Raw genomic sequence first — 20,248 nt, forward strand, 5'->3', positions numbered from 1 at the left:
TTCTCTCTCCCTTATCGCGTGTCTCTTTTTTAAGCCGTTAAACTTCCGAGCCCAATTGCTCAAGAAAGCCGCGCATGTAGTCGGTGCGCTTGTTGGCTTCTAATTTGGCGGATTCTGTATTCATGGTTTCAGCCAGCTTGAACAGTTTCACGTAGAAATGGTCGACGCTGTAATGCTTGTCATCCAAGTCACGATGTTCAGCGAATGGATCTTCGTGGTTATAGAGTTCAGCGTTAAAGCTTTGACCCACGTACAGGCAGCGTGCAATACCAATCGCACCGAGAGAATCTAGGCGGTCGGCATCTTGGACGATTTGAGCTTCCAAGGTTTCTGGTGTGATGTTGGCACTGTAGCTGTGTGTGACAATGGCATGATGGATCTCATCAAGGTAGGACGCAGGATACTCGATAGATTTGAGATAAGAGATGGCCTTGTCTGCTGCCATTTGTGAGCTTTGAGCGCGGTCTGGGTGGTTCTTTGGAAAGGTGAAGCAATCATGGAGGTAAGCGGCGGGCAGCACGACTTCAAGCTTAGCTTGCTCTTGAGTACATAAAGCCTTGGCGGTTTTGACTACGCGCTTAATATGGCTGATATCGTGCGCTGCATCTTGTGTCATCTCTTGCTGTGCAAAATCAAGCAGTTGGCTTTCAAATTTTTCTATCACGCGTCCCTTTCTCCATTTTTAGACGTTATCAATGTTGCTTATCGATCAGTGTCGTTTCATATCGACTGTAACAGTTTCAAGTGCGAGTTTTTATCTTTTATAAAAGGAATACCCACAAAAAAACCGACTCTGTGAGTCGGCTTAATAGAGAGGCTTGTCTACGTATTTTAGGACGAGACAGATAAAAGCGTTATCAACGGTAATCAGAGCTTAAGCAGCGGCTTGTTGAAGCTGTGCTAACACATGGTGCAGGGAAGGGCTTATCGTGTGCCCAAGCGCTTTTACTTCTTCGCAAGGCTCAACCAGATCTGGGATCTGGAAACTGATCATGTTTGCAGCCATCGACGCGCGAATACCGTTGTTTGAATCTTCAAACGCGAGACAAGTTTCAGGCGCAACACCTAGGCGTTCTGCCGCCAGTAAGTAGATCTCTGGGTGAGGTTTGCCGTGAGTCACTTCGCAGCCTGTGCTTAATGAGGTGAAGTAAGAATCTAGGCCTGCGAGCTCAAGTTTCTTCTTCGCGATATCAAGCTGAGTGGAAGTTGCCACCGCGATTGGAATGTCGTTTGATTTTAGCCATTCAAGAAGCTCAATCACGCCATCTTTAACTGGGATAGCTTGGTGCTTAACAATCGCACTGTAGCGAGTACGCCATTCGTTGTTCAATGCTGGGTAATCTAAGCTTTCGCCGTAGCCATTTCTAAAGATCTGTTCGATCGTTTTTGCGTTACAACCAATGATGCCTAGGTAAACATCCTGCAAAAACGGAACACCTTGTGTGTGACATGCTTCTTCAAAAACCTGCATACAAAGTCGCTCGGTGTCGAGCAGCAGTCCATCCATATCAAAAATAGCAGCTTGAAAATTCATATACGTGGTTCTTTCTGTGTAGTCTTCGTGAGGGCGAGTATTTTGACATAGTGCCTGGAGATAGGCGAGTCAGTGTTCAGTAAGAATATGCCGAATTGTCTTGGTAATATGCTTCTGAGTGACTTGAGGTGTGATTGATTTCACCTGGAATAATATCGTTCAGTTATGAGTTTGGTGTTTTATAGGCGATACAGATCTAACAGAAACAATTATGATTATTCCACATAACAAATCTAGGTTTCGGGTCTGGCTTCTTATTACATTTCATAAACTTACAGGCTTGTTAGCGTGACCATAATCTTATAAAAAACAATTTGCGTGAGCCTGCAATGATAGTGTGACCAAGCAATAAGTAAATGGCTGAGCTTAGGGACAAAATATAATTAGTCCATATTTTTAGCAAGGTTGCTTATGTTGTATTTTGAGTTTCTATTTTTATTAGTCGTACTTTATATCGGGTCTCGGTATGGCGGTATCGGCTTAGGTGTTGTTTCTGGGATTGGCTTGGTTATCGAGGTGTTTGTCTTCAAGATGCCACCGACGTCTCCACCTGTCACCGTCATGTTGATCATTCTCGCCGTTGTGACTTGTGCTTCGATTTTAGAAGCGGCGGGTGGTTTGAAATACATGTTGCAAGTAGCGGAAAGGGTACTGAGAAAGAACCCGAAACGCGTCACCTTGATAGCACCGTTCGTGACTTACTCGATGACTTTCCTATTGGGTACTGGCCACGCGGTTTACTCAATCATGCCAATCATCGGCGATGTTGCGTTGAAGAATGGTATTCGTCCTGAGCGTCCAATGGCAGCGGCATCAGTGGCGTCTCAGCTAGCGATTACGGCTTCTCCAATCTCGGCTGCAGTGGTGTATTACCTCGCGCAACTTTCCGATGTCCAACACTCTATTACTCTTCTTTCCATTTTGATGGTGACGGTTCCTGCAACGCTGTTCGGCACACTTTTACTTTCTCTATATAGCTTGAAACGCGGTAAAGAACTGAACGATGATCCTGATTATCAAGCACGTCTAAAAGATCCTGAGTGGAAAAAACGCATCGAGAACACGACGGCGACGTCTTTGGATGAAGTGCTTCCAACTTCGGCTCGTAATGCCGTGTTGATTTTCCTACTTTCAATTGTCGTGATTGTTATCGTGGCGATGGTGCCTGAGATCAGAACTATCGTAGACGGCGACAAGCCAATCAAGATGTCGGTAATCATCCAAATGATGATGCTCTGTTTCGGCGGTATCATCTTGCTGGCAACCAAAACTGACCCACGTGATGTACCAAATGGTGTGGTATTCAAATCGGGTATGGTGGCAGCAATTGCTATCTTCGGTATCGCTTGGATGTCGGATACTTACTTCCAATATGCAATGCCTCAGTTCAAGTCTGGCATCGTGGAAATGGTAACCAACTACCCATGGACGTTCGCACTAGCGCTATTCATCGTATCGGTTGTGGTGAACTCGCAAGCAGCAACGGCACGTATGATGTTACCTGTTGGCCTTGGCTTAGGATTAGATCCAGCACTGCTTATCGGTTTGATGCCAGCAGTTTACGGCTACTTCTTCATCCCGAACTATCCATCAGACATCGCAACGGTTAACTTCGATGTCTCTGGCACCACCAAGATTGGTAAGTGGTACTTCAACCACTCATTCATGTCGGTGGGTTTAATCGGTGTAGTAGGTGCATGTTGTTTAGGCTACGCACTGGCACAGATTTTTATCGCTTAACCTAACTTCTTGTCGCGTAATCTACGAGCGAGATAAAACGAAAAACAGCGCCTATTTGGGCGCTGTTTTTGTTTGTACTGTATTAATTCACTACTGTGCTTCGAAGTTAGGTTTCGAATCTAAAGCAATATTAACGTGGCTCAAAAGCCAAAGATTGAATCGCTTCTTCGATAGTCAGGAAGTGGATCTTCATCAGGCATACTTCTGCTTTCTGGAACTCGTGATTTCGAATCAGTTTCGTCACGGCTTCAACCGAATATTGCAGTGTTCGTTTAGCTAGGGATAGTTGGTTTGAACTCGATTGAAGCGAGTAGCTGTCACCCTCTGAATCGATGAGGTAATCATCTTCGCCCAAGATCATGTCTGAGCATTCTGTTTGAAATTCGTGTTCGGATGCGACGTAAATAAGCTCATCGTCACCGTCGAGTTTTACCAAAGATGGCCAACTGATCATTACTGCCTCTAAATCATGCATGTTGAAGTTTGAGTCTCGACTATAAACATTTTCCACTGCTTGGTCATCTCTTCAAGCAAACGACTTAAGACGTTACTTACTTAGAGAACGACCTAATGGTGCGAAGTATCCCTGAAGCGCTTGATAAATATCTTTGCGATGCTTGAGGTCTGGATAGAGAGGGAACATATCCGGTTTGGTCGTGCCATCGACTAAGTAAGAATTCTCGATATCAGAGCAGGATTCAATCGTAGCTTCAAAGGCACGCGCCATCATCTCCGTAGGTAATGAGAAATAACGGGCAGACGTTGCCTTGTCGGCAATAACACTTCGAGCCACGTAGTCGTGTTTATCCAGATTATTGTCGCTGAGCAATGTGGTATCGAACAGCGACATCAAACTCTCGTTTAATGGATGAGGTCGCACCTTTCTATCGTGTAGCCAACAATCACTGGCGAACAAGATGTGTTTTCGAGGGCCGGACATATCACCAATCTCAAACGCCTTTTCGGCAATGTAATGGTCAAACGCATGCCAGAACTCGTGGGCTAATGCACCGGCGCCAGCGTTCTTGGCGAGGGCTAGCTCTCGTTGGTTCGGTGCGTAGTGTGCTTGCACACCTTTCCTACCACCACTGCCAAAGGCTAAGCCTAACGTGCCGCGCAGGCCAATCGCTTCTGGAGGTAGAGCCAAGATGTAAGCCAAGTCTGCCAGCGAGTCGAATATCAGGTTCGCAGCGAGCTCTTTCTCTTCTTTAGAAACCCAAGCTCCCACGCGAATGCTCCCCATACCGAAGGTCTGTTTGATGTCCATGAAAGACACCTGATCGCCATGTCGGTAGTCTGGGCCTTTGCGTGTTTTGTATTTAAAGTGAGTTAACTTCAAAGGGGGACCTTGGGAACAGAATTAAGATTGAGTGAGATGCTCTTGAAGGATGCATACCGTTTAGCTGCGTCCTTATGAATCCTTTTTGAGCTGCCTCTCTTGGAGTCAAAGAAAGTTAGCACTTTTGACGGACAATTACCGAACAAAATGAGTTAGATTGAGCTCAAAAGCTTCCCATGAAGTTGGGTTACCTTCACGAGTCAGCGGAAACAGAGGCTTGTCTGGCTTGGCGTAACTCAATCGGTGAAGCCTTTGCGTGACATGGTAGCTATCGAGCCCTGAAATCGTGACTAAATCTAGCGCTTCTAAATCAAGGTAACCATCCGGCATCATGGCGCGTTTTGGCGCGTGAATCGTAATAACTTCACCAATCAACATTTGAGTTTGATTACTTTCTATTGTGATTTGTTCTTTGAAGGCCAAACCTATTTTTAAAGGGCTTTCTAAGACAAACGGAGCAGGGAACACATTGTCGTAATAAGGTGTGAGACCGACCGCGTTGAATTCTGAGATTGGTTTAGGGTAGCGAGCCGATGTTTGATGCGCCTTTCTAACAAAATCGGCACCAATACTATTAATCGTGAAGTGCTTAGTTTCTAGAATATTCTCTAGCGTGTGGCGTCGACTTTCGCAGGGGCGAACGATAAAACCAAACAGTGGTGGGTTCGATCCTAAATGAACTACCGAGCTAATAACAGCAAGGTTATCGAACCCCTGTTTGTCACAGGTACCAATAAGGTTGGCGCTTTTGAACCCTGACAGAGAGTTAATCAATCGAGTACGATGCCTCTGATCCATTGTTTGCAGATCATGTTTCGAAAGGCTGATGTCCTTCATATCTTCTCTTCTTCTCATTTTTGTTTATCACAAACTTGCTTACTAACGGATCAATATGTACGCAGTATCACTTTCTATCGATCAACGGGTTTGCCCTGAATAGCTATGTGGCACTGGTTTCGTCGGTATTTTGCGAAACAGGTGCTTCTTTAAAGTGTGATTTTTTATGTGGTGCAAACTATTTGCATAGATTTACGCACTTTGACGTCCCTTTACATTCAAGAAACTAAAGTAAAGTTATAGTCTTTGAGAGCGCGAAAACATGAAAACAGTCCGCAATGTCATCTGGGCAATGATTGCCACAATGTCAGCCTTTTGGTTTGCGATGGAACCGCAACTCTTCGCTTCAAGCAACTTATTTGAATGGCGCTCGGCCATGATTCAGTACTCGGGTATTTTGTCTCTGATGTTAATGTCCATCACCATGATCTTGGCGATGCGTCTACCTATGGTTGAGAATTGGCTCAACGGTATGGATAAAGCGTATCGAGTCCATAAATGGTTGGGTATCGGTGGTGTAGCTCTGGGTGTGACACACTGGTTGTGGTACCAGATCCCTAAGTGGCTAGTGATGTCTGGAGTGTTGGCTAAGCCTGTTCGTCATGATGGTTCCGGCCCGGCAAGAACTATGTCTGGTTGGGAAGCGTGGGTCAATGGGCTCCACGGCTTTGCTGAAAATATTGGCGAGTGGGGTTTCTATCTATTGCTTGTTTTACTGGTGGCGTCGTTGTGGGCGGCAGTGAAATACAAACCGTTTAAACTGTCACATCGCTTGATGTCTGTCGCGTATCTTTTGATCGCGTTTCACTCGGTATTACTGCTCAAACATGCCTATTGGGGTCAGCCCATTTATTACCTAACGGTGGCCTTTGCTTTGATTGGGTCTGTCGCAGCGATGTACAGTTTGTTGGGTTTTGTAGGGCGTCGTAATCGTCACTCTGCTGCTGTTTCTTCCACTCGTTACTTTCCACAGGTCGAAGTGATGGAGTTGGTGCTAAAACCCGGAACATCTTGGCGAGGCCACAAAGCAGGGCAGTTTGCGTACTTGCGCTTCGGGAATGAAGACCCGCACCCGTTTACCATTGTTTCGGGCAGCGAAGATTCAGAACTGCGTTTCTTGATTAAAGAGTTGGGTGACTTTACGAATGGTCTTTATGAACGAGTAAATACGGGCGATGCTGTTACGGTGGAAGGGCCTTATGGTCGACTTGAGTTTGACTTAAGTAAGCCACAAATTTGGATTGCGGGTGGTGTTGGGATAGCGTCGTTTTTTGCAACCCTTGAAGCGCTCAAAACAGAGAAGACTCACTCTCGCATCGAGCTATTCTATTGCACTCGTGGTGTCGATGAGCATTTGGTGGATGAGCTATGGCACCTTGCACATCAAGTAGGAGTGAAGTTGAACGTGATAGACACCTTGCACTCACCTCGATTAAACGCTGAACGCATTGCTTACCAGTGTGGTGATTTAAACGATTATGAACTGTATTTCTGCGGGCCAGAGCTGTTCTCAACATCGCTTAAAAAAGAATTGGGTACGTACAAGTTCAACGTTGACCAGAATTATCACGAAGAGCTGTTTGTGATGCGTTAAAAAGACCGAAATAGCTATCAATAGCGTCAACTTTGGCTCTTCGTTGCGGGGCTGGAGCCGCTGTCCGATTTGTCGTTATTGATACCTGACTACAAGTACTCGTTAAAAAGGCAAAACTTGGTCAACTTTTTATTGCAGCGGTTTGCTATTGAGCGATACCATGTACGGCTGTTTTATTGGTAAAGATTGTAAAATGTCAGATGAAAAGCTCGCGCTAGAGTGGATGCGCCAACAAGCGCATAAAATTGATCCGTATGTTATAAATCCATCATTTGATGAGTGTGTCGAACTGCTTGAACCTGCTTTTAAAAAAGGGAGAAGTGTCGCGCAGCTAAAATATCTATTATCAGAAGCCGATCGCCGAGCGGGTGCCGCCGAGCGTAAACATGCCGCCTTAAAGTTCGCCAAAGAAAAAAGCCCAAAGGCAGGCCAAAACCTTCGCCTTCAAAGCAAGCTTCAACAAGTTCAGTTGGCATTAAAGTTAGCGACGGGCGATAACAACATGACCATATCGCAGTTCTGTTCTGAGTATGATGTCAGTAAGCGAGACGGCAACGTAGCGTGGAATGAAAAGCTGGTTGAGCAGAATAAGAAGAAGTGACGCATTCAATACTTCATCGACCAGCTATATAAACAGTGATGCTCCGCCTTACATTCAGTTTCATGGAACACTTGTAAGCGAGTGCCTTTAGCGCAAAGCCAGATCTTTAAAGATGTTTTGGATAAATACGGCATTGAGAATCAGCTATTTATCGAGGAAGGTGTTGGCCATAGTGATCCAATTTTTGCTACTGATAAGTATGTACCGCATGTGATTGCGTTCTTAGAGCGACATTATCCAATTAAATAATCTCTACTTTTGTAGCGTTTCAACGCTCTAGAAAGCACTCATTGAGCCATTTAAAGCTAAGTTGATTACTCAAGTTCAACTTGGCTTTTTTATTAGGCGCTTTCATAACCATGTGGATTCATTTCTAACTCCTACTTTTATCATTCAATCGTCATTTATGAGATTGAACAAAACCGTCTTTACTTTCGATAATGGAGCTATCCATCAGTTAAGGTGGGTTGTTATTGAGTGGCGAGTCACGCTTTGTGCGCTATTCACTCAAGCTTATCGACTACCTTGCTAAAGCTGTCAATGTGCGCGATACACTATTTTTCGCCCATTAATCAATTTCACTTGTGACAAAGCTATCAGAATTATGCATTTTCGGTAACGTTCCCGAAAGTATCGATCTATCATCCATCCAGATACAAAAGTGAAGTGATCAACACGACTGATTTCTATTTTTTCTTCGATATAGAGCTTGTACATCAAAAGTATAAGCCGAAATGCGCTTACGAATTATTTTGGGAACGTTTGCAAACAATCCAAACAATTAACGTGAGAACATAAGAATGAAACTACACACTTTAGCGGTTGCTGTAACAATGGGGCTAATGACTACATCGGTATTAGCAAGTGAAGACGTTGCAGCATTAGAGCAACGTATTAATGAATTAGAACAAAGAGTTGCACAAACGGAGCAGGTTTCTACCGAAGCTAATGAAAAGGCTTCTTCGTTTGAGTTTTACGGCTATGCACGCTCTGGATTATTGATCAACGACGACCTAAACGGCGCGACAGGTACTGGTCCTTATATGACAGCGGCGGGTGCGATTGGTGCACCAGTTGGACGACTTGGTGTGGAAGATGATCATTACGTTGAAGCGAACTTGATTCATAAGCGCTTTGCGGATGATGGCTCTAGTGCCTTGTTTCGTATCATGTTAGCCGACAGTACTGAAACAAATAACGAATGGACAGCCAGTGAAAGCCAGTTGAATGTACGACAAGTGTATTCAGAACTGAACCGTCTGAGCATGTTCTCTGAATCCGAAGCGTTTTCTGAAGCAACGTTTTGGGCGGGTAAACGATTCGATCGCGACAACTTTGATATTCACTTTTTCGATTCGGATATTGTCTTCTTATCAGGTACTGGTGCGGGCGTTTACGATGTTCAGATGAGCGACAACTGGAAAGCGAATTTTTCTATTTATGGCCGAGATTTTGGTGAGATTGATAGCTCATCAACAGATGTAGAAAACTACATTGCAACCATGAATAACCGTATTGGCCAATGGCAAGTGATGTTGAGCGGCATGACCTCAGCAGACAACGATAGCCGCTTAAATGGCGCAGCTGAAAGCGGTGTACACGCCATGTTTGCGTACCATGGAGGCAACTTCTTTGGTCTGAGCGAAGGCTTCTCTAAAACGGGTGTGTTAGTGGGTAGTGGCTTAGGTGCAGAGCTAAAAGGCATCGGTTCTAATGGTGATCTACTGGATGACGCAAAAGCCGTTCGCCTGTTTAGCTACGGTGTCACTCGCATTGGCGACAACTGGCGCTTAGCACCTGCATTAATGGCAGAGCATAGCCAAGACCGTCTGAAGAAGAATGACGAGTTCACATGGGCCTCTTTAAACGTTCGATTGGCTCAAGAGTTCACAGAGAACTTTGAGATGGTTTACGAAGGTTCATTGCAGTACATGGATTTAGACAACTCGACAGAGCAAGCGAGCGGCGGTTTCTATAAAGCGACAGTGGCACCAACACTCAAGCTTTCAACCAGCACTGGTTTCTTTGACCGACCAGAATTGCGTTTCGCTGTGAGTTATGTGGATTGGAGTGAAGACCTGAATGGTTACTCGATCAGCACTGAAGCAGATGCTGCAACGATGGGAGAGGGCGGCGAGGTTCTGTTTGCACTGCAGATGGAAACTTGGTTCTAATTACCTGATATATCGTTTAGATAGAGAGTGTTAATCATGATGTGATAGTCGCATCATCAAATGCCAACCTTATCGTTTCAACTCGAAGGTTGGCATTTTTTCATCTTGGGATAACTTAATCTCTGAGATAAATCGCTAGCAAGACTCTCGGTCAATAGTGGTGAAGGTCAACACCATCTTGCTCATTTCAAAGCCTTTTTTTTCAATACGGTCGAGCAGCAGCTTGGCTCCATTTTCTCCCGCTTTATCAAACGCATAGTTAAACGTAGACAGCGTTGGTGTGCATACTGAAGCGAGTTCATCATCACCCACGCCGAGTACCAAGACATCCTTTCCTGGAACGAGGCCAGCTTCTTGAATCGCTCTGATCGCACCGATTGCGATACGGTCAGTTGCGCAGAACAGGCCATCGAGCTTGGTGTGCTCTTTTAGAGACTGTTTAGCCAGTTGGTAACCTGACTCTATGGTGAAGTCGCCACGGGCGTGAAACTGCAGTATGAGGTCGTTAAATTTAAGCGATTGAGCGAAGCCTTCCGATCTCATATTATCAACCGCAATATCATCGCCTTGCACGCCGATGAACCCCATGTGCTTACAACCTTTCGCTATGAAGCGATTACCTGCTTCAAACCCTACGCGAGTGTCGTCGTGCACAATGCTTGGGATGTTAAACATTGACCCGTCTTGACCAACCAATACCACCGGCACAGCAGAGCTTTGAATCGCTTTGACTAATTTGTTGTCGAGGTGGGTCGCGTACAGGATGATACCTTCAACGCGTTTTTGGTTAAATATCTGAATATATTCAAGTTCTTTATGGTGTGTTTGGTGTGTGCTCGCTAATAAAACATGCTTGCCCGCTTGCTCTAAGACGGCAGTTAAACCATCGACACCCTGAGAGGTGGCGTGGGAAGAAACCCTAGGAACAATCACGCCAACCAGGTTGGTTTTTTGAGACTTTAAGTCTTTAGCGACTTGGTTTGGGAGGTAGCCACACTCTTCAACCGCTTGACGCACCTTCACCTTGGTTGTGTCTTTTACGCCATACTCATCGTTGATTACTCTTGAGACCGTCGACTTGGAAACTCCAGCGAGACGAGCGACATCATGAAGACTAGCCATTATTCATTATCCAATTGTAATTTTAGTTTTGGGATTGTTTGCAAACAGATCATCAAATTCACCTGTTATTAGGAGATTTTAACCCGGTCTTCTTATCCTAGGGAGATAATTTGAAGATCATTCTCACAGTATTGAGCAGTTATCTTTGATCATTTGCTATTTCTAGGCAAAAATTTGTTCTGCAAACGTTCCCGAAAATTCAAAGGCTCAAATGATAATCCAATGGGGTATGTAATGAATTATCCAAAAATAGCAAAAGAGCTGCTTTCTCTATTAGGTGGTAAAAGTAATATCACCGCACTCGCACACTGTGCGACTCGTCTGCGTCTTGCGGTTGCAGACCAAGATAAAATTGATGAACAGGCGATTGATAACCTAGAGGGGGTTAAGGGCCAGTTTAAAGTGGCGGGTCAATATCAGATCATCTTTGGCTCAGGCATCGTAAACCAAGTTTATGCTGAGTTGGCTAAGCTGACGGAAATGACGGAAATGTCGACCAACGATGTGGCGTCTGCAGGTGCTGATAACCAAAATATTCTGCAACGCGCGGTGAAAGGTCTGTCTGATATCTTTGTACCAATCATTCCGGCAATTGTTGCTGGTGGTTTGTTGATGGGTATCTACAACCTATTGACGGCTCAAGGCTTGTTCATTGATGGCAAATCTTTAATCGACGCTAATCCGGGTTTGACCGATTTAGCAAACATGATCAATACATTTGCTAATGCCCCTTTTGTGTACTTACCTATTTTATTAGCATTTTCAGCGAGTAAGAAGTTTGGTGGTAACCCATACCTTGGCGCGGCTTTAGGTATGTTGATGGTTCACCCAGACTTGCTTAACGGCTGGGGCTTCGGTGGCGCATCAGTGTCGGGCAGTATTCCTGTTTGGAACATTCTAGGCTTCGAAATCGAGAAAGTGGGCTATCAAGGTTCAGTACTGCCCGTTCTTGTTTCTGCGTTTATTCTAGCGAAAGTTGAGCTTGGCCTACGTAAAGTTATTCCTTCGGTTCTGGATAACTTGCTAACGCCGCTACTGGCTATTTTCGTGACTGGCCTTCTGACATTCACGGTTGTGGGTCCATTTACACGTGATATCGGCTTCCTACTGGGTGATGGTCTTAACTGGCTATACAACAGCGCTGGCTTCATTGGTGGTGCGGTGTTTGGTTTGATTTATGCGCCGTTCGTTATTACTGGTATGCACCATAGCTTTATTGCTATTGAAACTCAGCTGCTTGCGGATATAGCAACGACTGGCGGTACGTTCATCTTCCCTATCGCGGCGATGTCTAACGTGTCACAAGGTGCAGCGGCACTGGCGGTTGGTTTCATGAGTAAAGATAAGAAAATGAAAGGTATCGCGATTCCTTCTGGTGTGACTGGCTTGCTTGGTATTACTGAACCTGCAATGTTCGGCGTGAACTTGAAGCTTCGCTACCCATTCATTGCTGCGGTTTGTGCAGCTGCGGTTTCAAGCGCGTTTATCACGATGTTCAATGTGAAAGCACAAGCACTGGGTGCGGCGGGTATTCCTGGCATCATCTCAATATCACCAGAAAAAATTGGCTACTACGTGGTAGGTATGATTATCGCGTTCGTGACTGCCTTTGCTTTGACCGTTGTTTTAGGTCTGCGTGAGCGCAGCAAGCAAAACATTAAAGCAACAGCTTAACGTTTCTCCCTAGAAGTGAAGCCCCCCTTTTCACTTCATTTCCTAAGCTTTGGGGTGCTAGCTAGGTGATTTGGCTTAGCTAGCCTTTTTATATTTTTACATGACAGCGTGAAGTGTCACCTTGCTTTTGGTTGCTACTGCTTTCGATTGCCATCGCTTTCGGTTGTCATGATTTTCAGTTTTAAGGTAAGAAAGATGAATCAAGTTTGGGTAACTGGAGACGCCGTCGTCGACCTCATTCCGGAGACTGACGCGACATTATTGAAATGTCCGGGCGGTGCGCCTGCTAATGTCGCGGTAGCGATTTCTCGCCTTTTAGGCAAAAGCGCATTTTTCGGCCGAGTGGGTAACGACCCGTTTGGCACTTTTATGGAAGTGACTCTGCAAAAGGAAGGTGTGAATACCGACCGTTTGGTGAAGGACCCTGAACAACGTACATCCACTGTGGTGGTCGATCTTGATGACCAAGGCGAGCGCAGCTTTACGTTTATGGTTAAGCCAAGTGCCGACCAGTTTATGTCTGTTGAAGACATTCCCGAATTTAAGAAAAACGAGTGGCTACACGTCTGCTCAATCTCTTTGGCTAATGAACCAAGCCGAAGCAGTACCTTCGAAGCGATCCGACGTATGAAAGCCGCGGGTGGTTACATCAGCTTCGATCCAAACCTTCGTGATGAAGTGTGGCAAAACCCACCTGAAATTAAGTCTGTGGTCATGAAAGCGGTTGAATTAGCTGATGTGGTTAAATTTTCAGAAGAAGAACTGGATTCCTTAACCGATTCAACTTCGATGGAACAAGGTTTGGCTAACATTGCAGATCTTAACAACACGCTTGTTTTGGTTACGCAGGGCGCGAAAGGCGTTTGGCGAGTATTTGAAAACCAAGGTGTGTTGATTTCAGGTCGCTCAGTGACGCCAGTGGATACTACAGGCGCAGGCGATGCTTTTGTTGGCGGCTTACTTGCAAAGCTTTCTCAACATGAAGAGTGGAATAATCAACAAGTCGTTGACTCTGCAATCCAGTGGGCAAATGGCTGTGGTGCATTGGCAACCACGCAAAAAGGTGCGATGACTGCACTTCCATCGCAAGAGGCTCTAACTCAGTTTATTCAAAAAGACTCTTCAAATACGAATGCCGTCGAGGAGAGTGTATGAGTTTGAACTCGAACTGGACGGTAGAGCAAAGATATCGTCGTATAGAAGCGATTTCACAAGACAGCATTGATGCGATGATAAAGCTTCGCAAACAAGATGCTGGATATCCGAGCTACCATATTGCGCCTAAGTTTGGTCTGCTTAATGACCCGAATGGTCTGTGTTTTTTTAATGGTGAACACCACCTATTTTACCAATGGACGCCAGTTGGCCCAGTCCATGGTATGAAGTACTGGTACCACCTTTCTACCAAAGACTTCGTTCATTTCGAAGACCACGGCATTGGCTTGCACCCAGACCAAGATTACGATTCTCATGGGGTTTATTCTGGTGGAGCTCTCGTTGAAAACGACGAAGCTATTTTATTCTTCACGGGGAATCATCGTGATGAAAACTGGGAAAGGTCCTCAACTCAGTGTTTTGCCAAGATGTCTGTCAAAGGGCAAATAGAAAAGCATGGTGTGGTTATCGAAAATGAACACTACACCGAACATTTCCGCGACCCAAAAGTGTGGAAGGGCGGTGACGATTACTTGATGGTTGTTGGGGCTCAGACCCAAGAAGAACGTGGTTCAATGGCGCTGTACAGAAGTCGTGACCTCATGAACTGGCAGCATAAAGGTTCTATTCAAACTCGTTACAACAACCTTGGTTATATGTGGGAATGCCCAGATTTCTTTGAAATCGATAATCAGTCGGTGATGCTGTTTTCTCCACAAGGTGTCTCTAGCGATAATCCGTACGATTTTAAAAACATTTACTCAGTGGCTTACATTGTTGGTGATTGTTTGAATTTAGATTCGATGGAATTTGAAAACCATCAAGATATCGCGCAGCCTGATTACGGGTTTGATTTTTACGCTCCTCAGACTTACTTAGACGATTCAGGTCGTCGGATCTTGATTGCTTGGGTAGGCCTTCCTGATATCGACGCTCCATCTGTAGCGCACCAATGGGCGGGTATGTTGTCATTACCACGCGAGCTTAACATCCAAGATGGCTATCTGGTGCAATCGACTTTACCTGAATTGAACGCGTTGCAAGGCGAAGTTGTTGCGGTTGAGAGCGTTCTTGAACTGGATACAACCAGCTTCATGGTTCAGCTTGAAACGGAAACGGACGAGTTTGAGTTAACGCTTGCTAACGCTGCGGGCGATAACATCGTGTTCAGTGCCACGGAATCGGAGTTCATGCTTGATCGCAGTAAGATGTCTCAACTCTACGCGGAAGAGTTTGGCTCGGTGAGAAAAGCTCCGAGGTTGAGCACTAAGCAAACCATCGAGGTATATGTCGATAAGTCAGTGATCGAAATCTTTATCAATGGCGGTAAGCACACAATGACCAGCCGTTTCTTCATTGATGACTTGAGTTCATTGTCGATGACTGGTGACGTGAACACCGTTTATCACTCGATGAACCCAATTAAAGGGTTGGACGACTAACCTCCGCTTATCTCCATCAAGAAAGCCGCTGATCAACAGCGGCTTTTGTTTGGTCTGCGACATCACTATTGTGCTAGCTCTTTGACCTTGCCCATTCCTCGCACATAAAGTTCATTCAGAGCTAACAACCAATGCTAAGGTCGAATGTTATTGAAGCTGACCTTCTGCGTACCATCTCCAAGTTTCTCCAACTTAACCACGTCCCCTTGATAGTAATACGGTTCCATTGGCATATTGCTGTTGGTCGGTCTTGCGTAGTGCAATACAGCCAGTTTAGCGTCAACTTGCTGAGCATATAAATAGCCAATCAGCGCATGTTCAAATTGGTGATAGCCATTACCCCAATGGAAAGCTTTAGTACGCTTAGGTTCAAGCCCAACGCCACCGTATTTGTGGTCGACCCATACATCATGAAAGGTCGGTAGGGTGTATTGCAGGACGTCTTTCATTGAACCATCGACCAGTGAAACCGTCATGGCTGCTTGATCAAGCTCTGCCCATTCCCATGATGACGCCCAATTAGTGTTTGGCCTGCTTTGCCACCCAGTAATCTCTTGTCCTTTCCACGTATTCTGAAGTTCCTCGCCAAAATATTGGGACACGCTCACGAACTCTTTCTGGTATTGAGCTTGCTCTAAGGTGTGCTTCATCCCTTTGATGCCAAACTCTTTCCATTCAGAGTTATTCAATGTTTGGCCGGTAAGGTAAGTCATCCAATACGCTTTGATGGTGTGCCCAAAATCATTGTGATTAGCATTCGGCATCATCGCTGCTTTATCGTGAATAGCCCCGTAGAAGCGTTGCTCATCTTCAGAATGATAGTGATCGACCATGGTTTGTGTGAGCCAATTCAGGTCATCAAGCCATTTTGATTTGATCGGCTCTTTCAGCAAAGGGGCGACTAACAGCATGTAACCGTTAATTTGATCAAGTTGCGCGACTAATTCACGTCGTGTGGCTTTTCCATCTTCACCGTCAGCAAGTACCCAAGCAAGACCACTGTTGTCGCTAAGTCGATACTTATCAAAGATAAAAGCTTGTTGGGCGATGAGTGCTTCTTCTACCTTTTTGTCTTGGGTTAGGTAGTAATACATCGCGAGTCCAACCAACGCATACGCTTGATCTTGAGAGGTACGTTGCTGCCAATTCTGACCTGCTTTGCCCTCTTTTGTGTAGCCAATAAAGCCACCATTTTGCTTATCTTCTAGTTGATCAATGAGGTAGTAGGCGCCTTGTTTGGCAAGCGCCAAAGCCTGCTTGTCTCCGGTAAGATGGTAGAGCACGCCATAGGCATAAGTTTGGCGTGATTTCATGCGCGTAAACTCTTTGCCGAAGTGGGGAGTGATCCAGCCTCTGTCTAATTCAGGACACACATCAGAAACATCAAGCAAGGTACCGTCATCACAACGAAACGTCGGGAAATTGCCTATCGGTTCTCCCTGAGCGCTAGGCATTAGCCAGTAAGGTGCGAGCCCTTCAGAAGCATGATTAATCCAGTCTTCTCCGGAAGGAAGGGTGACATTGGCAGATACAGCGAAACTGGCCACGCTGAGTAATGCGATCGTTGCTCGTAACATGATGTTTATCTTAATGATTTGAATTTAGTTGAATATAAACAATCAGGTCTGCACATTGTGATTCGGCGATCACAATCGATCAAATTAAAACGGTTTAAAGGGGAAGCTTAAAGGTCATTGAGTCGTATTGAGTTAATCGAATCTCATCTAGCATTATCCATAATTCGAATAATTAGTAATTACTATAAGTCATTGGATGAATTTTGGTCGCGTTCGTATACTCGGTTCAAACAAAGGATGTTTTTTAAACAATTGAATGTTTCACCTTTACGAAGAGATATGCTCAACATGAAAAAACTTCTATTAGCTTCGCTACTCACTATCAGCACAATGCCTGTCTATTCTCAATCGTTTGATGATACCGACGACATCCTTGTTCGCGCATCGCAGATTGAAAACCTTGAATACAAAATGATGGTGCAACGTGCCACTCAAACGGCGATTCATTACATGCCAGCGGTTACTCAAATAGATTTTTTAAAAGCGACCCGCCGTGATTTGAATGGCGACTACAATGACGTGATTTACGTGAACGAACCTTTCGGATCAGAAAAGGGGTTCCTCACTGCCAATGACACCACAGCTTATGCGTGGGCAACCACAACCTCTAAAAATGGCCCAGTCGTTATTGAAGTGCCTGCCGCGACTGACAAAGTGAATTACTTTGGCTCGGTTGTGAACCAATGGGAAGTACCGATCACGGATGTTGGCTACAAAGGTGCTGATGAAGGTGAAGGAGGCAAATATCTCTTCTTACCGCCAGGTTACAACAACGAGTTTGGTTCGAAGCTAGCGCTAGAAAGGCAAGGTTATCTGGTATTTGAAACCGACACTTATCTGTATGGTTTTTCATTCAGACCATCGTTAACGAATGGTGCGACAGATTTAGATGCGGGTAACTATGCGAAGAAAATCAAAATCTACAATCTTGTTGATGCTGAAAACCCACCCAAAACAGACTACTTAGATGCAACGGAAGTCGCGTATGACAGCCTCCCGTATTACAACGAGACGTTTTTTCAAGACATCAATGACGTTATCCAAGAGAACCCGGTCAGAGCTCAAGACAAGGCGATGGCGTCATTACTAAAAGATCTCGGTATCGAAAAAGGTAAAAAATTCGACCCAACAGATGAGCAGAAAAAAGCGATACGTGAAGGTGTCTTGATGGCTTATGCGCACATGCAGTCGAAATTTGTAGAACCTGATCAGACGGTGAGTGCGTTATGGAAAGATGAAAATGGCGAGCCTTTGTCGCAATGGTCCTTCTGGAATTTTGGCCCTCAAGCTCAGCTTGGTTTCCCCTTTGTGGATGAAAATGAGGTGTTAGTCGATAAGCGTGCAGCATCTTACTTCTACGTCACTTACTTGCCGAAGCAATTGGGCGGTTCAACCTTTTATTTAACGGGCTTACGTGATTCAAAAGGTGAGATGCTAGATGGCAAAGCGACATACAAGCTTAATGTGCCAGCCGACACGCCTGTTGAGGATTTTTGGTCAGCCATTGTTTACAACATGGAAACCAAAAACTTTGTTAAAGGAGTCGACCGAGTAGGACTATCGTCTAGAAATGCAGACACGATGAAAAAGAATCCAGATGGTTCTTATGATTTGTACTTCGGCCCGGAAGCGCCAAAAGGACAAGAGGAAAACTGGGTTCCTACCGGTGGTGAAGATTACTTCTTATTGTTCCGACTTTACCGTCCAACATCGAAGACGTTCTTTAAAAACTGGATGCTAGAAGACATGGAAAAAATCAGTGGCTAACCAGCAATAAACGCTAACCCGTTTCTGGAAATAAATAGCCTAGAGCGTGACACCTAAGCGAAGAATATCAATTGGTGCGGCCTAGGCTATGTGAATCAAATTTAACAAGAGAAATTATTATGAAAAAATCGATTATTGCTACGTTGCTGATTACTTTAGGTTGTTCATCTGTGGCGCTAGCTGAGCCTAAATTCAGCGCACAAGTGCCAGAGAGCATCATCACGCCAAATAAGGTTGAGTCTACCTATCTAGGTGAACTGAATTATACCGATGGCGCACCGACAGCCGAAACACACACCAAGGTTCAAAATTTCGTTCAAGTATCCAACGCCGTTCGTGTTTTTCTATCTGGCATCCCCGTTGCTTCAATACAAGGACTATTGTTGGGACATGAAAGCATCGGCATGAAACCTAATCAAACCATCGCAATTTCTGAAGATAATCTAGACGCGAATAGCCTTTGGTTAACAGCGAACACGACCACACCGTATATCACATCAGAGATTGATGTAAGAAATGGCCCAGTCATTCTGGATATTCCCACTCCAGTGCTTGGCTTACTCGACAATGCTGCGTTCAAATATGTAGACAGAATTGGCGTGACTCACCCAGACAACGTCGCTAAATCAGGTAAGTACTTCGTTCGCCATTCTTCGTGGAAAGGAGAAGTGCCAGAGGGATACATTGAGATTGTTAGTGAAGGTTATCAACATTGGTTGTTACTGCGCCTTGTGAGCTCTCCAGAAGAGATGCAAGAAAGCATTGAAACACTAAAAGCGACCACCAAGCTTTACCCGTATGGAGAAGAAGATAAGACAGAGTTCATGAACATTTCAGGTGTTGACTACAACACCATTCACGCTATGGATGCGACGTTTTACGATGAGGTAAATGCTCTAATTCAGTACGAACCTACTGCTATTTTTGATGCTGAATGGTTGTCGCTAGCCAAAGATATTGGGATAGAAAAAGGCCAGGAGTTTGCTCCTAATAAACGCATGCAGAAAATACTGTCGGAAGCGGCAAAAATAGCAACGGCTGAAGCACGTTCAACCTACTTCCATCCTAAAGAAGAAATGTTCCGCTACGATGATAGACAATGGTTTACTCCGCTAGTCTCAGGCCATGAATTTAAAGATGCGAATGGCGTGATTGACTCGGATATGCGAGCAACTTTCCACTTCATGGCGACGGGGATTACCCCTGATATGGTGACAAAAACTGTAGGCAAAGGGTCGGATTACTTATTGGCGACACGTGATGCAAACAAGGAAGTACTGGATGGTAGTCAACATTACACGGTGACACTGCCGCCAAATGCACCTGTAGAGAAGTTTTGGTCATTTATGATCTACGATAACCAGACGCGTTCTATGTTAGAAACGGATCAAAAGTCTGCGGGTATTGATGGTTTGAGTGACAGTATTCAGAAAAATGTCGATGGTTCTATAACCATACACTTTGCTCCCAATGCACCCAAAGGAATGGAAAATAACTGGGTTCAAACGACGGAAGGTAAGGGTTTTAATATCATCTTCCGCATGTATTCACCGACAGAAAAGTGGTTTGATAATTCATGGAAGCCAAGTGATTTTGTTAAGATAAAATAGAAGGCATAGTAAGTTTGAATGCACCCTATAAATGGGTGCATCTTTTCATGTTAAGGTTATTCAACGTTTAGCACTGTCATTG

The 20,248-nt window shown here is 44.9% G+C and carries 17 protein-coding genes; 10 read left to right on the top strand and 7 right to left on the bottom strand.

Going from position 1 to position 20,248, the window contains the following annotated elements:
- Positions 1–37: 37 nt before the first annotated feature.
- A complete protein-coding gene (locus AC3CH4_RS19425; RefSeq protein WP_488544330.1) occupies positions 38–664 on the bottom strand; it encodes an HD domain-containing protein in 627 nt (208 codons plus the stop codon).
- Positions 665–874: 210 nt separating this feature from the next.
- A complete protein-coding gene (locus tag AC3CH4_RS19430; RefSeq protein ID WP_488544331.1) occupies positions 875–1,534 on the bottom strand; it encodes an HAD family hydrolase in 660 nt (219 codons plus the stop codon).
- A 411-nt stretch (positions 1,535–1,945) separates the two neighbouring features.
- Between AC3CH4_RS19430 and AC3CH4_RS19435 the strand changes: the two genes are divergently transcribed.
- Positions 1,946–3,274 carry an anaerobic C4-dicarboxylate transporter gene (locus tag AC3CH4_RS19435; protein ID WP_029225082.1) on the top strand — a complete coding sequence of 443 codons (1,329 nt, stop codon included), beginning with the start codon at positions 1,946–1,948 and terminating at the stop codon, positions 3,272–3,274.
- Between the two features lie 130 nt (positions 3,275–3,404).
- Here AC3CH4_RS19435 and AC3CH4_RS19440 read toward each other — a convergent pair whose 3' ends face one another.
- The 3 genes from AC3CH4_RS19440 to AC3CH4_RS19450 all read right to left on the bottom strand — a co-directional run bounded on the left by AC3CH4_RS19440 (position 3,405) and on the right by AC3CH4_RS19450 (position 5,450).
- Positions 3,405–3,728 carry a DUF4144 domain-containing protein gene (locus AC3CH4_RS19440; RefSeq protein ID WP_054546215.1) on the bottom strand — a complete coding sequence of 108 codons (324 nt, stop codon included), beginning with the start codon at positions 3,726–3,728 and terminating at the stop codon, positions 3,405–3,407.
- Positions 3,729–3,821: 93 nt separating this feature from the next.
- A complete protein-coding gene (locus AC3CH4_RS19445) occupies positions 3,822–4,613 on the bottom strand; it encodes a CLCA_X family protein (RefSeq protein WP_054546216.1) in 792 nt (263 codons plus the stop codon).
- A gap of 135 nt (positions 4,614–4,748) precedes the next feature.
- A complete protein-coding gene (locus AC3CH4_RS19450; protein ID WP_054546217.1) occupies positions 4,749–5,450 on the bottom strand; it encodes a flavin reductase family protein in 702 nt (233 codons plus the stop codon).
- Between the two features lie 262 nt (positions 5,451–5,712).
- On the opposite strand from AC3CH4_RS19450, the gene AC3CH4_RS19455 reads away from it, so the two are divergent.
- The 4 genes from AC3CH4_RS19455 (at position 5,713) to AC3CH4_RS19470 (ending at position 9,819) form a co-directional block, all read left to right on the top strand.
- Positions 5,713–7,044 (top strand): ferredoxin reductase family protein, encoded by a 1,332-nt coding sequence (locus AC3CH4_RS19455; RefSeq protein ID WP_054546218.1) that lies wholly within the window; start codon positions 5,713–5,715, stop codon positions 7,042–7,044.
- A 193-nt stretch (positions 7,045–7,237) separates the two neighbouring features.
- Complete coding sequence (locus AC3CH4_RS19460; protein WP_054546327.1) at positions 7,238–7,645, top strand: hypothetical protein; 408 nt, start codon at positions 7,238–7,240, stop codon at positions 7,643–7,645.
- An 81-nt stretch (positions 7,646–7,726) separates the two neighbouring features.
- Complete coding sequence (locus AC3CH4_RS19465) at positions 7,727–7,894, top strand: alpha/beta hydrolase (RefSeq protein ID WP_412179206.1); 168 nt, start codon at positions 7,727–7,729, stop codon at positions 7,892–7,894.
- A 551-nt stretch (positions 7,895–8,445) separates the two neighbouring features.
- Positions 8,446–9,819, top strand: coding sequence for a carbohydrate porin (locus AC3CH4_RS19470; RefSeq protein WP_054546219.1), 1,374 nt, complete (start codon positions 8,446–8,448; stop codon positions 9,817–9,819).
- A gap of 135 nt (positions 9,820–9,954) precedes the next feature.
- Here the strand turns inward: AC3CH4_RS19470 and AC3CH4_RS19475 are convergent, their stop codons facing one another.
- Positions 9,955–10,941 carry a LacI family DNA-binding transcriptional regulator gene (locus AC3CH4_RS19475; RefSeq protein ID WP_054546220.1) on the bottom strand — a complete coding sequence of 329 codons (987 nt, stop codon included), beginning with the start codon at positions 10,939–10,941 and terminating at the stop codon, positions 9,955–9,957.
- 234 nt (positions 10,942–11,175) lie between these two features.
- On the opposite strand from AC3CH4_RS19475, the gene AC3CH4_RS19480 reads away from it, so the two are divergent.
- The 3 genes from AC3CH4_RS19480 to AC3CH4_RS19490 all read left to right on the top strand — a co-directional run bounded on the left by AC3CH4_RS19480 (position 11,176) and on the right by AC3CH4_RS19490 (position 15,212).
- Positions 11,176–12,615, top strand: a complete 1,440-nt coding sequence (locus AC3CH4_RS19480) for a sucrose-specific PTS transporter subunit IIBC (protein ID WP_010432806.1) — start codon at positions 11,176–11,178, stop codon at positions 12,613–12,615.
- Positions 12,616–12,810: 195 nt separating this feature from the next.
- A complete protein-coding gene (cscK, locus tag AC3CH4_RS19485) occupies positions 12,811–13,770 on the top strand; it encodes a fructokinase (RefSeq protein WP_054546221.1) in 960 nt (319 codons plus the stop codon).
- Positions 13,767–15,212 carry a sucrose-6-phosphate hydrolase gene (locus tag AC3CH4_RS19490; RefSeq protein ID WP_054546222.1) on the top strand — a complete coding sequence of 482 codons (1,446 nt, stop codon included), beginning with the start codon at positions 13,767–13,769 and terminating at the stop codon, positions 15,210–15,212. The genes cscK and AC3CH4_RS19490 overlap by 4 nt, the downstream gene beginning before the upstream one ends.
- A 134-nt stretch (positions 15,213–15,346) precedes the next feature.
- Here AC3CH4_RS19490 and AC3CH4_RS19495 read toward each other — a convergent pair whose 3' ends face one another.
- A complete protein-coding gene (locus AC3CH4_RS19495; protein ID WP_054546223.1) occupies positions 15,347–16,789 on the bottom strand; it encodes an AGE family epimerase/isomerase in 1,443 nt (480 codons plus the stop codon).
- Between the two features lie 288 nt (positions 16,790–17,077).
- On the opposite strand from AC3CH4_RS19495, the gene AC3CH4_RS19500 reads away from it, so the two are divergent.
- Positions 17,078–18,556: a DUF1214 domain-containing protein gene (locus tag AC3CH4_RS19500; RefSeq protein WP_054546328.1), complete on the top strand. Its 1,479-nt coding sequence runs from the start codon at positions 17,078–17,080 to the stop codon at positions 18,554–18,556.
- 119 nt (positions 18,557–18,675) lie between these two features.
- Positions 18,676–20,166, top strand: coding sequence for a DUF1254 domain-containing protein (locus AC3CH4_RS19505; RefSeq protein ID WP_054546224.1), 1,491 nt, complete (start codon positions 18,676–18,678; stop codon positions 20,164–20,166).
- Positions 20,167–20,248: the final 82 nt, after the last annotated feature.

Source organism: Vibrio sp. QJM3NY_26 (genome assembly GCF_057786005.1).